Below are 15,967 nucleotides of genomic sequence, written 5' to 3' on the forward strand. Positions count from 1 at the left end.
ATGCTAATAAAAAAATTATATATAATAATATTTTTTTTTTTATTTATATTCACTAATAATTTAAAATCTATAGCAAGTGAAAATAAGATTTTAATAAAAGTAAATAACGAAATAATTTCATCTTATGATCTCTTCATAGAAATAAGTTATCTAAGTACTATTAATAAAAACCTTAAAAACTTACAGCCTGAAAACTACATTGAAATTGCAAAAAATTCTTTGATTAGAGAAAAAATTAAGGAAATAGAATTAAAAAAAATTTTAAAAACTATAGAAATTGAAAGTGATCAGCTAGATTCAATCACTTTAAATTATTTTAAAAGATTTGGAATTAATTCGTTAGAAAACTTTAATAACTATTTTTTAGAAAGAAAAATTGACCCAGAAATTATAAGAAAAAAAATTTCAATAGAAATACTTTGGAATCAACTAATTTTTTCTAAGTTTAATGATAAGGTTAAAATTGATAAAAAATTAATAGAAAAAGAAATTAAAAAAAACAATGTTCAAAAAGAATATTTATTATCTGAAATCTTATTTAATCTTAAAGAAAATGAAAAATTAGAAAATAAATTTAATCAAATTAAATTTGAAATCAGTGAGAAAGGTTTTGGACAAGCAGCATTAATTTATAGTTTATCAGATACATCTAAAACTGAAGGAAAATTAGGATGGGTTAAAAGCTCGGTGTTAAGCAAAGAAATTGAGAAAAATTTATCTACTACAAATGTAGGTAATATAACTGATCCAATAGTTCTACCAGGTGGTTTTTTAATTTTAAAAATTGAAGACCTTAGAGAGTCAATTAAAGAATATGATATAGAAAAAGAAGTTGATTTTATTATTAAAAAAAAAACAGAACAACAACTAAATCAATTTTCAAATATTCACTTAAAAAAATTAACAAAAGATATCCAAATCAATGAACTTTAAGCCAATTTTAATTGTTGCTGGAGAACCTAATAGTGTTTTTTTTGAAATTTTTTTTAAAGCTATAAAGAAAAATATCAAAAGTCCAATAATTTTGATTGCATCATACAATTTACTGATTTTGCAAATGAAAAAACTTAAAATTAATAAAAAAATTAAATTAATTGATTTAAAAAAAATTGAAAAATATCCCATTGACAATAAAGTAATAAATTTAATAAACGTAAACTTTAATCAAAAAAGACCCTTTGAGAAAATTTCAAAAAAATCAAATAATTATATCGATAAATCTTTTTTTATTGCTACCAAACTTATTAAACAAGGAGTTACCGATAAACTAATAAATGGTCCAATATCTAAAAAAACTTTTTTGAATAAAAAAAAGTTAGGTATTACTGAGTATATTTCAGATAAATTTCATGTTAAAAATAAAGCAATGTTAATTTACAATAAAAAACTTGCTGTATGTCCTCTAACAACCCATGTTCCTCTAAAATATGTTCCAAAAAGAATAAGCAAAAACCTTATTATCGAAAAAATAAAACTTATTAATAATTTCTATAAACAGAAATTAAATTTTAAACCTAAAATAGCTGTATTAGGGCTCAATCCTCATTGTGAAACCATAAGTAATTTTGATGAGGATAAAAAAATAATTTCTCCTGCAGTAGCTTTTTTTAAAGGTAAGAAATATAGTGTTCATGGACCGTATTCGTCTGATACAATTTTTTTAAAACAAAATAGAACAAAATTTGATGTAATAATTGGTATGTATCATGATCAAGTTTTATCACCGTTAAAAACGCTATTTGAGTACGATGCGATAAATATTACCTTAGGATTACCATTTATAAGAATATCTCCTGATCATGGACCAAATGAACATATGCTTGGAAAAAATAAGTCAAACCCTCTTAGTTTAATAAGAGCTATCTCATTTTTAGATAAAAATTGATAAGAGCAAAAAAAAGTTTAGGTCAAAACTTCCTAATTGATGATATTATTTTAAAGCAAATAGTTAATTGTGTTGAAATTGAAAAAAAAAATATTTTAGAAATAGGTCCAGGTACAGGTAATCTTACAAAATATATTTTAGATAAAAAACCAAAAAAAGTTACTGTTATTGAAAAAGATAATAATTTAGCGAAAGATTTAAATTTACGATTTAAACAAAAATTAAACATTATAAATAATGATATCTTAAATGTGGATGAAACCTCGTTGTTTAAAGATAAAACGTTAGTATTTGGAAATTTACCTTATAACATATCAACAGAAATATTAAGTAAATGGATAATAAATCTTAAAGATAATTTCTGGTTTGAAAATCTTGTTTTAATGTTTCAAAAAGAAGTAGCTAACAGAATTATATCTAATTATAATAATTCAAATTATGGAAGATTGTCAATTTTAGTTAATTGGAAATTAAAGGTAAAAAAAGTATGTGATATAAAACCTACTTCCTTCAATCCAATACCAAAAATAGATAGCAGCTTACTAATATTTAGTCCTAGAGAAAACTTTTATAAAATAAAAAATCCAAAAAATTTAGAAAAAATTACGAGAATATTTTTTAATAATAGAAGAAAAATGATTAAAAAACCATATAATCAAATTTTTAACGGAGATCAAAAAGTTTTAGAAAAACTAAAATTAGATTTAAATCTTAGACCTCAAAATTTAGGTTTTGATATTTATTACAAATTAACTGAAGAATATGAAAAATTAACCAGTTAATTTTTCGACATGTTCTCTAATAAAATTTAAATCATAATCTTTTGAGCCATTATTGATTTCTGCTTCAATTAAATTTTCAATTTTTTCAAAACACTTCTTAATATCATCGTTAATCACTACATAATCATAATTTATCCAATGCAATACATCTCTTTCGAATTGTTTCATTCTTTCATCTGCAATTAGTTTATCTTTCATATCTCTGTTTGAGAGTCTTTTAAACAAAACCTCTTTGCTTGGTGGAAGTATGAAGAAAGTGATTAATTTATAATCTAATTTTTTATTTTTTATTTGATCAGCACCTTGCCAGTCAATATCAAATAAAATATTTTTACCTGCATTTAAATTATTTATAACTGGTGTTCTTGTGGTACCATATAAATTATTAAATACTTTTGCGTACTCAAGGAATTCTTCGTTTTTTATCAACCTTTTAAATTCCTCATCTTTAACAAAAAAGTAATCTTTATTGTGTTCTTCGCCAGGTCTTGGGTTTCTTGTGGTGTGTGATATGGAAGTAACAAAATTGTCTTTTTTAGACAATAAGTTAACGAGAGTGGTCTTTCCTGCTCCAGATGGAGAGGAAAGTATAATCATGACCCCATCATTTTTTGAGGACATTAAAATTTCTAGTTAGCTTTTCCTTCGATAAATTTAACTGCATCTCCCACAGTTAAAATTTTCTCAGCTTCGCTATCTGAAATCTCAGATCCAAACTCTTCTTCAAAAGCCATCACCAATTCAACAGTATCTAAGCTATCAGCACCTAAATCATCTATAAAACTAGACTCTTCAGTTACTTTAGCTTCATCAATACCTAGGTGATCTGCTACAATTTTTTTTACTTTGCTTGAAACGTCTTCTGACATATTGATCCTTTTTGTTATATTTCGTTAATAGTTTAAAAAGCTATTTTGTCAAGCCATATACATGCCACCATTAACATGCAAGGTTTCACCATTAATATAGCTAGATTGATTTGAGCATAAAAAACCTACAGCATTGGCAATATCATCAGGCTCTCCAAGACGTGCGGAGGGTATTTTTGATATAATAACCTCTTTGAACTTTTCATCTATCTTGTCTGTCATTGCAGTTTTAATAAATCCTGGAGAGATACAATTAATATTTATATTTTTCTTAGCATACTCAATTGCCAAACTTTTTGACATAGCAACTATTCCAGCTTTTGATGCTGTATAGTTAGCTTGTCCTAAATTTCCAGTATGTCCAACAACAGAAGTAATATTGACTATTTTTCCAGATTTATTTTTTAACATTTTTTTTATAGCAAATTTACTCATCAAAAATGTTGAAGTTAAATTAATATCAATCACCTTTCTCCACTCATCCAAACTCATTCTAATTGTCAAGTTATCTTGTGTGATGCCTGCATTATTAACAATGCAATCTAAACTACCACCCAATTCATTTGTTGCATTTTCAATAAATTCTTCAATTTTTTCACTTTGAGATATATCAAATTTTAATATTTTTATTTTTTCAAATTCTTTTTTTAATTCTTCAAGTTTTTCAATTCTTGTTCCTGAAGCTAAAATATTAGCACCACTTTCATTTAATATTTTAACAATTGAATTTCCTATTCCACCTGAGGCACCCGTAACAATTATATTTTTATCTTTTAAATCATTCATATTTTTAAATTTTCAATATCCTCTTGACTGTTTATCGTGTTAATTTTAACTTCTCTATTAATTCTTTTTACCAAACCTGACAAAACTTTCCCAGGTCCAATTTCTATAAAATGATCGACATCGTTGTTAATCATATTTAAAACACTTTCTCTCCATCTTACTCTATTTTGAATTTGTTTTATTAAAAGTGATTTTAAATCTTCGGAATTTGAAATGACTTCAGCTGTTACATTTGATATCAACTTATTACTTCCATCAGAAAATGAAATTTTGTTTAATTCTTCTGTCATAATCTCTGTTGCTTTACTCATCAGGCTACAGTGAAAAGGAGCACTAACTGGAAGTTTTATATTTTTAATTGAGTTTCCTTTTAATACTTCAATTAATTTTTCTAAATCTTGAGTTTTCCCACTCAATACTATCTGCCCTTCTGAATTATCATTTGCAATTTGTGCTGTAAATTTTGACTCATTCTCCTTTAGTATTTTTTCTATAACTTCAACAGTTGAACCAAGCACTGCAACCATACCACCCTCACCCTTTGGTACAGAATTTTGCATAGCATCACCTCTGATTCTTAAAATTTTTAATGTTTCTGCAAAATTTAAATATCCAGCACAAGACAAAGCAGAATACTCTCCTAAAGAATGGCCAGCAAAATACTTTGCTTCATTTAAATTAATATTAAATTCTTTTTTAATAACGTTAAATATAGAATAGCTTATTAAAAAAATTGCTGGTTGAGTGTTTGCAGTTAAATCAAGCTCTTCTTTAGGTCCTTCTAATATTAGCTTTGAAATTGAATAATTTAATGTCTCGTCAGCCTCTTTAAATAGCCCTCTAACAAGCTGAAATTTGTCATAAAACTCTTTTCCCATTCCAACTATTTGAGATCCTTGACCAGGGAATATTACTGAAAACATATAAAAATATTATTAATTTTGTGTTTTTATCTATTGTAATTGAACTTTTATAATAGTATATCCTCACTTTTTATTAAAGAACTTAAATGAACTTATACGAACATACTATTATAGCTAGACAAGATACTTCTCCAAGCGAGTTAAAACAATTAACTGAAAAATATTCAAAAATTGTTGAAAAAAATGAAGGTGAAGTTGTAAAAACTGAAAACTGGGGCCTTCTGAACCTTTCCTACCTAATCAAGAAAAATAAAAAAGGAAGTTACATTCACTTTAAGATTAAAGGTAAAGGTAAAGTGGTTGAAGAGTTAGAGAAAAATGAAGCTATTGATAAAAAATTATTAAGATATCTAACAGTTAGGGTTAAAGAATTTGATTTAGATACTAATTACTTTGGAAAAAAAGAAGATAGTGAAAACAAAGAAAGTGCTAAAAACTAATGCCAAAAAGACAGAGTGGAAATAAAAAAGGAAAGCAAAGTAATTTTGCTAAGTTAAGTATTTTTCAACCTAATAAATATAAATTTAAAAAAACTTGCCCACTTTCAGTAAAAGGCGCCCCTAAAGTTGATTATAAAAATATCAAACTTTTGAAAAGATACGTTTCTGAAAATGGCAAGATTTTACCCTCAAGAATTACAAATGTTTCTCAAAAGAAACAAAGAGAATTGTCTTTATCAATTAAAAGAGCAAGAAACTTAGCTTTAATATAATGAAAGTAATTTTATTAGAAAACGTTAAAAGAATTGGATCTATTGGTGAAGTAATAGAAGTAAAGAGAGGCTTTGCTAGAAATTTTTTAATAGCTAACAAAAAAGCACTTTATGCTTCTAAAGAAAACATCAAAGAAGTTGAAAAAATAAAAGCTGATTTATCTAAAAAAGATAATGAGAGAAAACAAGAAGCAACTAATATTGCAGAACAAATAAATAATAAAGAATACACAGTTCAAAAATTAAGTACTGAAAACAATGAGCTATATGGTTCAGTGAAACCAACTGAAATTTCAAAACTTATTCAAGATGAAAATAAAGTTGAAATCAAACCTTCAATGATACAACCAGTTGAAGAAATTAAGTCTTTAGGAAAATTCAAAGTTAAAATTTCTTTACACTCAGAAGTTGATACTGAAATAGTTGTTAATGTTACATCAGCAGACACAATCCAATAATTATACATTCTTTTCAACAGCTAAAAATTAAAATTTAAATACTAAATTTTTTCTATAAATTCATAATTATGGAAAGCAATTTAAGTCTCGTTAAAGATAAATTCAAAGAATTACCAAACAACATAGAAGCAGAACAAGCTGTAATTGGTTCGATACTAGTGAGCAATGATATTTTTGATGAGGTTAATACAATTATTTCATCTATTAATTTTTATGATCCTATGCATCAAAAGATATTTGATGCTATTGAAAGCCTTATCTATAAAGGTATGCTTGCTAATCCCATTACTTTAAAAAATTATTTTGAAGATGAAAAAGATGACATTAATGTTCCAGAGTATTTAGTTAAAGTAACTAAATTTTCTACACCTGTAAGACAAGCAGTAGAATATTCAAAAATAATATACGATATGTTTGTCAGACGTGAATTAATAAAAATTTCTGAAGAAACTATCGATAGTGCAAAACTTAATGACCTTGATACTAGTGGTCAAACTATAATAGAGAATTCTGAAAGACAATTATTTGATTTAGCTGAAAAAGGATCTTTTAGTTCTTCTCTTATAAAGTTTGACGATGCCATGAAGCAAACTATAGAGATGGCTTCTGCCGCTTACAAAAACGAAGAAGGAATTGTTGGAGTTCCAACAGGGCTTAGAGATTTAGATGATAAACTTGGTGGTTTACACCAATCTGATTTGATAATTATTGCAGGTCGTCCCTCAATGGGTAAAACTTCACTTGCAACAAATATTGCATTCAATGCTGCTCAAAAATTACAAGATAGCGGTAAAAAATCTTCTATAGCTTTTTTCTCTTTAGAAATGTCATCTGAACAACTTTCAACTCGTATTATCTCAGAACAGGCAAGAATTAGCTCTAATGATATAAGAAGAGGAAGAATTTCTGATGATCAATTTGATAAATTTCTTGAGACTTCTAAAAACATAGCCGAACTTCCACTTTATATTGATGAAACACCAGCTATTAGCATTGCTGCTTTAAGTAATAGAGCAAGAAGAATAAAAAGACTATTTGGTTTAGATATGATTGTGGTTGATTATATTCAGTTAATGAGAGGAACGACTTACAATAAAGACGGTAGAGTTCAGGAAATCTCTCAAATTACACAAGGACTAAAAGCAATTGCAAAAGAGCTAGCTGTTCCAGTTGTTGCACTTTCGCAGCTATCAAGACAGGTCGAACAGAGAGATGATCACAAGCCTCAATTAGCAGATTTAAGAGAATCGGGTTCAATCGAGCAAGATGCTGATGTTGTAATGTTTGTTTACAGAGAAGGATATTATCTATCTAGAAAAGAACCAAGAGAAGCAACTGTAGAGCATGCTGAATGGCAGGCTAAAATGAATGAAGTGGCACACTTAGCGCAAATTATAATTGGGAAACAACGACACGGTCCAATTGGTAATGTTACACTTGAGTTTGAGGAAAGATTTACCAAATTTAAAGATACTCAAACTAATTAATTTCCAATATAAAAGAGCTAATGTTGGCTCAAATGTATCAAAACTTAGTTTTAAAGAACCCAAAGGCAATATTTGTAATGCTTATTATTTCTATTTTAAGTTTTGGATATTATTCTAAAGATTTCAGGTTAGATGCTTCATCAGAAACATTGTTAATTGATGGAGATCCAGACCTAGCTTACCTGCAAGAAATTACTGAAAGATACGGGTCTAAAGAATTTTTAGTTCTTACCTACACTCCAAATGAAGGAATGGTTACAGACTCTTCAATAAATAATCTACTGAGTATAAAATACAAAATTCAAAGTTTAGATTGGGTTCATAGTGTTATTACACTTTTAGATATACCTCTTTTAAATAATTCAGATGCACCACTTCAGGAAAGATTAGAAAGCTTTAAAACTTTAAAAGATGAAGAGGTAGACAGAGAAAGAGGATTTAGTGAAATTTTAAATAGTCCTGTCTTTAGGAATTTTGTAATTAGTGAAGATGGTAAGACAAGTGGGATTATTGTTAATATAAAACAAAATAAAAAATTAGAAGATATTGAAAATAAAGCCAGAGAAGAAATTGAAAATTATAAAGATCAAATAAAAAAACAAAATCATCAAAACATTTTAGAGATAAGACAAGTAATTCAAAGTTATGGAGATGTAGGAAAAATTTACTTAGGTGGTATTCCTATGATTGCAGATGACATGATGACTTTTATTAAAAGTGATATCATTGTATTTGGTATTGGAGTTTTATTATTTATTATAGCAACTCTATGGTTTGTATTTAGAAATCTAATTTGGATTATTGTTCCTATCAGTAGTTGTTTTTTCTCTGTAATTATTATGATGGGTCTGCTTGGATTACTTGGATGGAAAGTAACTGTTATTTCATCAAACTTTATTGCCTTAATGCTTATTCTTACAATGGCGATGAATATTCATATGAGCACCAGGTTTCTTCAGCTTAAAAAAAATTTTCCAACAAAAAATAACTTTGAAATTATTTCCTTAACAACTAGCAAAATGTTTTGGCCTATATTGTATACAGTTTTAACAACAATTTTGGCTTTCTTGTCTTTAATCTTTAGTGAAATTAAACCTATTATTGATTTTGGGTGGATGATGACTTTTGGTTTAATTACTTCTTTTATAATTACTTTTACTTTACTCCCTACTCTTTTAAGTTTTACTTCAACTGGAAATGTATCTTTAAAAAAAGAACAAGATTCTAAAATTACTTCAATACTTGGTTCAATTTCTTTAAATAACAAATTTACAATTTTTTCTGCAACTGCAATTATTATTGTCTTAAGTGTGGTTGGAATAAGCAAACTCGAAGTCGAGAATAGTTTTATAAATTATTTCGATAAAAACACCGAAATATACAAAGGAATGAAGCTAATTGATGAAGAACTTGGCGGAACTACTCCTTTAGAAGTTATTTTAAAATTTCCTAAAAAAGAAGAAAAGAAATCAGAGGAAGATGATGAATTTGAAGATTGGGGAGACGAAGAAGATACAAATGATGAAAAATATTGGTTTACTAAAGATAAAATAGATAGAATTGCATCTGTTCATAATTATTTAGATAGTCTTCCGCAGGTTGGTAAAGTTTTATCTTTTTCATCAATTATTGATGTTGCAACACAACTGAATAACAATAACCCACTAGGTACTTTAGAGATGGGGGTGTTATATTCAAAAATACCTGAAAGCATTAAAACAGAAATAATTGATCCATATCTATCAATAGAAAATAATGAAGCTCGAATTAGTCTTAGAATAATAGACTCGCAAGAAAATTTGAGAAGAAATGACTTAATTAATAAAATTAATTTTGATCTAGAAAATGAACTAGGATTAGAAAAAGATGATTACAAATTAGCAGGGGTATTAATATTATTTAATAATTTGCTACAAAGTTTATTTAAGTCACAAATTTTGACACTTGGTTTGGTTATGATTGGTATTTTTTCAATGTTCATTATATTATTTAGAAATATTAAACTTTCATTAATTGGGGTTGTCCCAAATTTCATAGCTGCATTCTTCATTTTAGGAATTATTGGCTTGTTAGGAATTCCATTGGATATGATGACTATTACAATAGCTGCAATTACAATCGGAATAGCCGTTGATAACAGTATTCACTATATTTACAGGTTCAAAGAAGAGTTTAATAAACTTAAAGATTACAACAAAACTTTAAAAACTTGTCACTCAACAGTTGGGGTTGCAATTTTAAATACCTCGATCACAATTGTTTTTGGTTTTTCAATTTTAGTATTGTCTAAATTTATACCAACTATCTATTTTGGAATGTTTACAGGTCTTGCAATGTTACTTGCAATGATATCGGTGTTAACTTTGCTACCAGCATTGATATTAGTGGTTAAACCATTTGGAAAAGATGCTTAATGGTAGATGCTCTTAAAGATTTTTTTGAAGCATCCTCTATTATTGATTTAATCTATATCGCAATAACAATATGGTCTTTAATTAGTTGTTATAGAAAAGGATTTGTCTTAAGCATCCTTTCAATGGCAAAATGGCTCCTGGCCTATGTTATTACACTAATTTTATTTCCACGTATAAAACCCTATGTAAAAGATATAATTGACAACGAATATGTTCTCGATGTTGGACTTGGAATTGCAATATTTATAGTTGTTATCTTTTTAGTCTTATTAGTTAACAAAGGTATCAGTAAAGCAATAAAATATACTGGTATTGGTGGCTTAGATACTACCTTTGGATTCTTTTTTGGGTTTGTAAAAGCATATATTGTATGTGTATCTATTTTTTCCGGAGTACATATTGTTTATAATTATGATAAATGGCCAATTAATTTAGATAAATCATACGTCTTTCCATATTTGAAAAAAGGTAGTAGTTATCTTGTTGAAGAATTTCCTAATGAAAAAACATATCAAGAATCTAAAGAAAAAATTGAAGATATTTGATCCAAAACTAAAAGAAGAATGTGGAGTATTTGGCATAAGCAATGCAAAAGATGCATCTGCATTAACAGCTTTAGGTTTGCACGCACTGCAGCATAGAGGTCAAGAAGGCTGTGGAATTGTTACTTTTGATGGGGAAAAATATTATTCAGAAAAAAGATTTGGCTTAGTTGGTGATAATTTTAATAAAGAAAAAGTTTTAAAAAACCTTAAAGGTAATTATGCTATTGGACATAATCGATATAGTACTACTGGCAACAATATTTTAAGAAATATCCAACCTTTTTTTGCAGATACTAACGCGGGTGGAATTGGGGTATCGCATAACGGAAACTTAACAAATTCAATATCTTTAAGAAACAAGCTCGTAGAAGAAGGTGCAATTTTTTACACTACCTCTGATACTGAAACCATAGTTCAGTTAATTGCAAAATCGAAAAGATCAAAAACAATTGATAAAGTGATTGATGCTATATTCCAAATCCAAGGAGGATACGCATTGGTAATGATGACACAAAAATCTTTGATAGGTGTAAGAGATCCATATGGAATAAGACCATTGATGATTGGAAAACTAGGAACTAGCTACGTGCTAGCTTCTGAAACTTGTGCATTAGATATCATTGGTGCGAAATTTATAAGAGAAGTAGAAAATGGTGAAATAGTGTTAATTGAGAATGATGAACTTACTAGCATAAAGCCCTTTCCTCCTAAAAAAGTAAGACCATGTGTGTTTGAGTATATTTATTTTTCAAGACCAGATAGCTTACTTGATAATAAAACAGCTTATGAGCACAGAAAAAATTTAGGGAAAGAACTTGCAAAAGAAAATGATGTTGAAGCAGATATAGTAGTACCAGTACCAGACTCTGGTAATGCTGCAGCTCTCGGTTTTGCTCAGCATTTAAAAATGAATTTTGAGCATGGTCTAATTAGAAATCACTATGTTGGAAGAACTTTTATTGAGCCAAGTCAGCAAATTAGAAGTTTGGGTGTAAAATTAAAATTAAATGCAAACCAAAGCACAATTAAAGATAAAAAAATTATTCTAATTGATGACTCGCTAGTTAGAGGAACTACCTCTTATAAGATTGTTAAAATGTTATATGATGCAGGTGCAAAAGAAGTTCATGTTCGAATTGCTTGTCCTGAAATCAAATATCCAGATTTTTATGGTGTAGATACTCCGACTAAAAAAGAGTTACTAGCAGCAAATAAAACAAATGATGAAATTTGTGAATATATAGGTGCAAAATCACTTAAGTTTTTATCTATTGATGGTTTGTATAGAGCAATTGGTTTTGACAAAAGAAATGAGGCTTATCCTCAATTAACAGATCATTATTTTACAGGAGATTACCCTGTTAAACCTGTTGATGAATTGGGTGATAATAAAATAACTCAGCTTTCTTTATTAAGTACAGCATCTAATAATTAAAATATGAAAACAGTAAATTTTACTGAAATGAAAAATGGAACCAAGGATGAGTACTTGTTGCTTGATGAGTATGAACAAAAATATATTGATGGTACTGCTGATCGAATATTAAAATTTATGAGTGGATTAAATTCTACTTTAGAAGGATATAAAATAACTAGACTTGAACACTCTCTTCAGACTGCAACAAGAGCTTTTAAAGATAATGCAGATGAAGAAATGGTAGTTGCAGCTTTGTTACATGATATTGGAGATGAGTTAGCTCCTATTAATCATTCAGAATATGCAGCTTCAGTTTTAAAACCCTACGTTTCAGAAAAAACACATTGGATCATTCAAAAGCATGGTGAGTTTCAAATGTATTATTACGCGCATCATCTTGGAAAGAATCAAAATCAAAGAGATAAATATAAAGATCATAAATATTTTAATGATGCTGTAGAGTTTTGTGAGAAATGGGACCAGGCTTCTTTTGATCCAGACTATAAAAGTATGAAATTAGAGGAATTTGCGCCAATGGTTAGGAAAATATTCTCAAGAAAGCCCTATTCTTTACTTTAAATTAAATTAAAATCCACTATCTAAAGCGCATGATTAACAGTAAAGAAAAAATTATTGAATATTTTAAATCTGGAATCAAAGAAGATAAAGATTTTAGAATTGGTATCGAACATGAAAAGTTCTTGTTCAATACTAAAGACAATAAAAGAATTGATTACCCTAAAGTAAAAGAAATGTTTACAGCCTTAACTGAGTTTGGCTGGAACCCTGTTTTTGAAAAAGAAAACATTATTGGTCTAAATAAAGGTGGTAAAAATATTACACTAGAACCTGGTAACCAAATTGAATTATCAGGTGACAAGTTAAACCATATGCATGAAGCATGTGCAGAGTCTCAAGATTATTTATTTGAATTAAAACAAGTTACAAAAAAATTAGATATCAAAATAGTTAGTGCAGGTTTTGATCCTATTTCAAAATTAGAAGATATTCCAAACAATCCTAAGCAACGTTATGAGTTAATGACAAAAGACATGCCACTAGGTGGAGAGCTTAGTTTAGATATGATGTATCGAACGTGTGGAACACAATTAAATATTGATTACAATTCAGAAGAAGATTTTATTAAAAAATTTAAACTAGCTAATTCTATTGTTCCTATTTCAATTGCACTATTTGCAAACTCATCAATAGTTGAAAAAAAGAACAGTAATTATTTATCTTACAGATCTAAAGTATGGCAAAGCACTTCAAGAGGAGGTTTGCCTAAATTATTTTTTGAAAGTTTAGATTTTGAAAAATATGCAGAATTTGTAATAAACTTTCCAATTTTATTCATTCAACATAATGATCAGTATATTTCTGGAAGAAAATATACATTTAAAGATTTCATGGATGGAAAAATTGAAGAAATAGGAAATAGACTTCCAACTGAAGCTGATCTTACAACCCACTTAAGCACAATCTTCACTGAAAATAGACTGAAGAAATATATTGAGCTTAGATCAATGGATACCTGTGGTTGGGATTGCTTATGTGCTGGACCAGCTTTCAATATTGGTATGTTGTATGGAAATTTAGATGAAGCATACGAACTAGTCTCTTCATGGGAAACAGATAAAATAATCAATGCTTATTTAGAAGCTCCTCAAAAAGGATTTAATACTCAATTAATGGGTAAAGACTTATTGTACTGGACTTCTGCTCTTCTAGACATTTCTAGAAAAGGATTAGAGAAAAGAGACATTATTAGTAAAAAAGGGAACAACGAAACTATCTTCTTAAATCATTTACAAAATGTAGTTGATAATAAGACTACAAATGCAGATCATATGATTAGTAAATTTTCGAAAGATGAAAATTTAGAAGAATTATATGACAAATAAAATAGTAGCTGTTCAAGGCAATCATCCCTCTACATTAAACCCTGTAACTGATACTAGTGTTTTTTTAGCTAACGAAATTCAAAATAAATATAAGATTTTTTATTACGATCCAAAAGATCTATCAATAATTAACAAAAAAGTTTTAGCTAAAGGTTTCTTCATTAAGTTCAATTATCAAGACAAAAAATTTTACAAAATCATTAAAAAACAAACTTTAGACCTTACAAAGTGTAAGTTTATTTTAATCCGTCAAGATCCCCCATTTAATCTAGAATATATTTCAACGACTTACATTTTAGATTTTATTAAAAATAAAGTTAAAATTATCAATAATCCAACATCTATTAGAAATATTTCTGAAAAGTTATATTCAACCAAATATTTAAAATATATGCCTGATACACTTTTTTCTCAGGATACAAATGAAATCAAAAATTTTATTAAAAAATATAAAAAAGTAATTATCAAACCTATTCATAGTTATAGTGGTAATGATATTCACTTATTAAACAAATTTAATTCAAAACTTATCAATAAATTTATTAAAAAACATGATCATATTATGTGTCAAAAATTTTTACCTAAAATAAATAAAGGAGACAAAAGAGTTTTTATAATTAATGGAAAAGTTTGTGGTGCAATTTCTAGAGTTCCTAAGAAGGGATCTTATTTAAGTAATATGAGCAAAGGTGCTAAACCGATTAATATCAATTTAACAAAGCAAGAAAATAAAATTTCAAAGTTAATTGCTAAAGATTTAAAAAAAGAAAATATATATTTTGCAGGGATTGATTTTATAGATCAAAAATTAAATGGAGACATCAATGTTACTTCTCCTACAGGACTTAAAACTTTTTTTGATTTATCTGGAATAAACTTAGCAAAAACTTTTTGGAAAGAGTTAAAAGCATGAATAATTTAACTGATCAACAAAAAGGTTCGTTAATGGCTTTTGTTGCAGTGATGTTTATCACTCCTGATAGTTTATTTATTAGGCTTTCAAATGTAGATACTTGGGGATTAGTTTTTTATAGAGGTATCATTCCTTTTGTAACTGTATTTGCTGGAATGTTGTTTATTTACAAATCAAGTTTTTTTAAATTACTTTATGGAAATTCAATTTATGGTGTTGCTTATATAGTTACGTTTTCCGTAACTAATATTACTTTTGTATTATCAATTCAAAACACAAATGTTGCAAACACGCTTGTTATGATTGCACTTGCGCCAATGTTGTCAGCTATTTTTGGTGCAATATTTTTAAAAGAAAAACCAGATCGAAATACTTTAGTTGCTATAGCAATTACGTTTTTAAGTGTTCTTTATATATTTTACGACTCTGTGAAATTAGGAAATATTTTTGGTGATATTTTAGGTTTTATTACTGCGTGCGGTCTTGCTGCAGGAGCAACAATCATCAGAGCTGGAAAAAGCCTTAACCTAGTTCCTTCAGCTGTGGTTGGTAAACTGGTCGTAGCATTAGTTGCTTTATTCTTTATCGATACATTTGAGCTAAAAGATAATGATATTTACATCATTCCAGCGATGTGTATCCTTTGTGTGGCAATTCCATTTGTGTTGGTAACACTAGCTCCAAGATACATAACAGGAGCTGAGGTAAATCTATTCTTTCTAATGGAAACGGTTTTGGGACCTATTTGGGTGTGGATGGTTGTTAAAGAACAACCTTCAATGGAGACAATTCAAGGAGGAGTGGTGATCATTTTAACAATCGCTATTCACTCATTCCTAGCCATAAAAAAAACACAAACCAAAACTACTTAG

At 27.9% G+C, this 15,967-nt stretch carries 18 protein-coding genes; 14 read left to right on the top strand and 4 right to left on the bottom strand.

The window, feature by feature from the left end:
• Genes VP90_RS02725 through rsmA form a run of 3 tightly spaced genes read left to right on the top strand, consistent with a single transcriptional unit; the run spans nt 1 to nt 2,667 of the window.
• Entirely contained in the window at nt 1–933 is a 933-nt protein-coding gene (locus VP90_RS02725; protein ID WP_262589551.1) for a peptidylprolyl isomerase, read from the top strand.
• Nucleotides 923–1,885 carry a 4-hydroxythreonine-4-phosphate dehydrogenase PdxA gene (locus tag VP90_RS02730; protein WP_262589552.1) on the top strand — a complete coding sequence of 321 codons (963 nt, stop codon included), beginning with the start codon at nt 923–925 and terminating at the stop codon, nt 1,883–1,885. Before VP90_RS02725 ends, VP90_RS02730 begins: the two co-directional genes overlap by 11 nt.
• The gene (gene rsmA, locus VP90_RS02735) at nt 1,882–2,667 is read left to right on the top strand and encodes a 16S rRNA (adenine(1518)-N(6)/adenine(1519)-N(6))-dimethyltransferase RsmA (protein ID WP_262589553.1); all 786 of its coding nucleotides are present in this window, start codon (nt 1,882–1,884) and stop codon (nt 2,665–2,667) included. The genes VP90_RS02730 and rsmA overlap by 4 nt, the downstream gene beginning before the upstream one ends.
• Here rsmA and gmk read toward each other — a convergent pair.
• The 4 genes from gmk to fabD are packed head-to-tail and all read right to left on the bottom strand — an operon-like array spanning nt 2,656 to nt 5,245.
• A complete protein-coding gene (gene gmk / locus VP90_RS02740; protein ID WP_262589554.1) occupies nt 2,656–3,288 on the bottom strand; it encodes a guanylate kinase in 633 nt (210 codons plus the stop codon). The genes rsmA and gmk overlap by 12 nt on opposite strands.
• Before the next feature lie 8 nt (nt 3,289–3,296).
• Nucleotides 3,297–3,536, bottom strand: a complete 240-nt coding sequence (locus VP90_RS02745; RefSeq protein WP_008544320.1) for an acyl carrier protein — start codon at nt 3,534–3,536, stop codon at nt 3,297–3,299.
• Nucleotides 3,537–3,584: 48 nt separating this feature from the next.
• Nucleotides 3,585–4,322 carry a 3-oxoacyl-ACP reductase FabG gene (gene fabG / locus VP90_RS02750; RefSeq protein WP_262589555.1) on the bottom strand — a complete coding sequence of 246 codons (738 nt, stop codon included), beginning with the start codon at nt 4,320–4,322 and terminating at the stop codon, nt 3,585–3,587.
• Nucleotides 4,319–5,245 carry an ACP S-malonyltransferase gene (gene fabD, locus VP90_RS02755; RefSeq protein WP_262589556.1) on the bottom strand — a complete coding sequence of 309 codons (927 nt, stop codon included), beginning with the start codon at nt 5,243–5,245 and terminating at the stop codon, nt 4,319–4,321. The genes fabG and fabD overlap by 4 nt, the downstream gene beginning before the upstream one ends.
• Nucleotides 5,246–5,331: 86 nt before the next feature.
• Here fabD and rpsF point away from each other — a divergent pair, with 86 nt between their 5' ends.
• The 11 genes from rpsF (at nt 5,332) to VP90_RS02810 (ending at nt 15,967) form a co-directional block, all read left to right on the top strand.
• Complete coding sequence (gene rpsF, locus VP90_RS02760; protein WP_262589557.1) at nt 5,332–5,685, top strand: 30S ribosomal protein S6; 354 nt, start codon at nt 5,332–5,334, stop codon at nt 5,683–5,685.
• A complete protein-coding gene (gene rpsR / locus VP90_RS02765; RefSeq protein WP_262589558.1) occupies nt 5,685–5,957 on the top strand; it encodes a 30S ribosomal protein S18 in 273 nt (90 codons plus the stop codon). The genes rpsF and rpsR overlap by 1 nt, the downstream gene beginning before the upstream one ends.
• Nucleotides 5,957–6,415 (top strand): 50S ribosomal protein L9, encoded by a 459-nt coding sequence (gene rplI, locus VP90_RS02770; protein WP_262589559.1) that lies wholly within the window; start codon nt 5,957–5,959, stop codon nt 6,413–6,415. The genes rpsR and rplI overlap by 1 nt, the downstream gene beginning before the upstream one ends.
• A 68-nt stretch (nt 6,416–6,483) precedes the next feature.
• On the top strand, nt 6,484–7,902 hold the full coding sequence (locus VP90_RS02775; RefSeq protein ID WP_262589560.1) for a replicative DNA helicase: 1,419 nt from the start codon (nt 6,484–6,486) through the stop codon (nt 7,900–7,902).
• A gap of 20 nt (nt 7,903–7,922) precedes the next feature.
• Nucleotides 7,923–10,316, top strand: a complete 2,394-nt coding sequence (locus tag VP90_RS02780; RefSeq protein WP_262589561.1) for an efflux RND transporter permease subunit — start codon at nt 7,923–7,925, stop codon at nt 10,314–10,316.
• Entirely contained in the window at nt 10,316–10,861 is a 546-nt protein-coding gene (locus VP90_RS02785) for a CvpA family protein (RefSeq protein WP_262589562.1), read from the top strand. Before VP90_RS02780 ends, VP90_RS02785 begins: the two co-directional genes overlap by 1 nt.
• The gene (gene purF, locus VP90_RS02790) at nt 10,815–12,296 is read left to right on the top strand and encodes an amidophosphoribosyltransferase (RefSeq protein ID WP_262589563.1); all 1,482 of its coding nucleotides are present in this window, start codon (nt 10,815–10,817) and stop codon (nt 12,294–12,296) included. Before VP90_RS02785 ends, purF begins: the two co-directional genes overlap by 47 nt.
• Nucleotides 12,297–12,299: 3 nt before the next feature.
• Complete coding sequence (locus tag VP90_RS02795; RefSeq protein WP_262589564.1) at nt 12,300–12,857, top strand: HD domain-containing protein; 558 nt, start codon at nt 12,300–12,302, stop codon at nt 12,855–12,857.
• Between the two features lie 29 nt (nt 12,858–12,886).
• Nucleotides 12,887–14,182, top strand: a complete 1,296-nt coding sequence (locus VP90_RS02800) for a glutamate--cysteine ligase (protein ID WP_262589565.1) — start codon at nt 12,887–12,889, stop codon at nt 14,180–14,182.
• Complete coding sequence (gene gshB / locus VP90_RS02805; protein ID WP_262589566.1) at nt 14,172–15,095, top strand: glutathione synthase; 924 nt, start codon at nt 14,172–14,174, stop codon at nt 15,093–15,095. The genes VP90_RS02800 and gshB overlap by 11 nt, the downstream gene beginning before the upstream one ends.
• Entirely contained in the window at nt 15,092–15,967 is an 876-nt protein-coding gene (locus tag VP90_RS02810; RefSeq protein ID WP_262589568.1) for a DMT family transporter, read from the top strand. The genes gshB and VP90_RS02810 overlap by 4 nt, the downstream gene beginning before the upstream one ends.

Source organism: Candidatus Pelagibacter ubique HIMB140, from assembly GCF_025558165.1.
GTDB lineage: Bacteria > Pseudomonadota > Alphaproteobacteria > Pelagibacterales > Pelagibacteraceae > Pelagibacter > Pelagibacter ubique_T.

What these genes read in the sequence shown, in the direction of transcription:
- VP90_RS02725 (WP_262589551.1), top strand. Translation starts at nt 1, where the DNA reads ATGCTAATAAAAAAATTATATATAATAATATTTTTTTTTTTATTTATA.
- VP90_RS02730 (WP_262589552.1), top strand. Translation starts at nt 923, where the DNA reads ATGAACTTTAAGCCAATTTTAATTGTTGCTGGAGAACCTAATAGTGTT.
- gmk (WP_262589554.1), bottom strand. Translation starts at nt 3,288, where the DNA reads ATGTCCTCAAAAAATGATGGGGTCATGATTATACTTTCCTCTCCATCT.
- VP90_RS02745 (WP_008544320.1), bottom strand. Translation starts at nt 3,536, where the DNA reads ATGTCAGAAGACGTTTCAAGCAAAGTAAAAAAAATTGTAGCAGATCAC.
- fabG (WP_262589555.1), bottom strand. Translation starts at nt 4,322, where the DNA reads ATGAATGATTTAAAAGATAAAAATATAATTGTTACGGGTGCCTCAGGT.
- fabD (WP_262589556.1), bottom strand. Translation starts at nt 5,245, where the DNA reads ATGTTTTCAGTAATATTCCCTGGTCAAGGATCTCAAATAGTTGGAATG.
- rpsF (WP_262589557.1), top strand. Translation starts at nt 5,332, where the DNA reads ATGAACTTATACGAACATACTATTATAGCTAGACAAGATACTTCTCCA.
- rpsR (WP_262589558.1), top strand. Translation starts at nt 5,685, where the DNA reads ATGCCAAAAAGACAGAGTGGAAATAAAAAAGGAAAGCAAAGTAATTTT.
- rplI (WP_262589559.1), top strand. Translation starts at nt 5,957, where the DNA reads ATGAAAGTAATTTTATTAGAAAACGTTAAAAGAATTGGATCTATTGGT.
- VP90_RS02775 (WP_262589560.1), top strand. Translation starts at nt 6,484, where the DNA reads ATGGAAAGCAATTTAAGTCTCGTTAAAGATAAATTCAAAGAATTACCA.
- VP90_RS02780 (WP_262589561.1), top strand. Translation starts at nt 7,923, where the DNA reads ATGTTGGCTCAAATGTATCAAAACTTAGTTTTAAAGAACCCAAAGGCA.
- VP90_RS02785 (WP_262589562.1), top strand. Translation starts at nt 10,316, where the DNA reads ATGGTAGATGCTCTTAAAGATTTTTTTGAAGCATCCTCTATTATTGAT.
- purF (WP_262589563.1), top strand. Translation starts at nt 10,815, where the DNA reads ATGAAAAAACATATCAAGAATCTAAAGAAAAAATTGAAGATATTTGAT.
- VP90_RS02795 (WP_262589564.1), top strand. Translation starts at nt 12,300, where the DNA reads ATGAAAACAGTAAATTTTACTGAAATGAAAAATGGAACCAAGGATGAG.
- VP90_RS02800 (WP_262589565.1), top strand. Translation starts at nt 12,887, where the DNA reads ATGATTAACAGTAAAGAAAAAATTATTGAATATTTTAAATCTGGAATC.
- gshB (WP_262589566.1), top strand. Translation starts at nt 14,172, where the DNA reads ATGACAAATAAAATAGTAGCTGTTCAAGGCAATCATCCCTCTACATTA.
- VP90_RS02810 (WP_262589568.1), top strand. Translation starts at nt 15,092, where the DNA reads ATGAATAATTTAACTGATCAACAAAAAGGTTCGTTAATGGCTTTTGTT.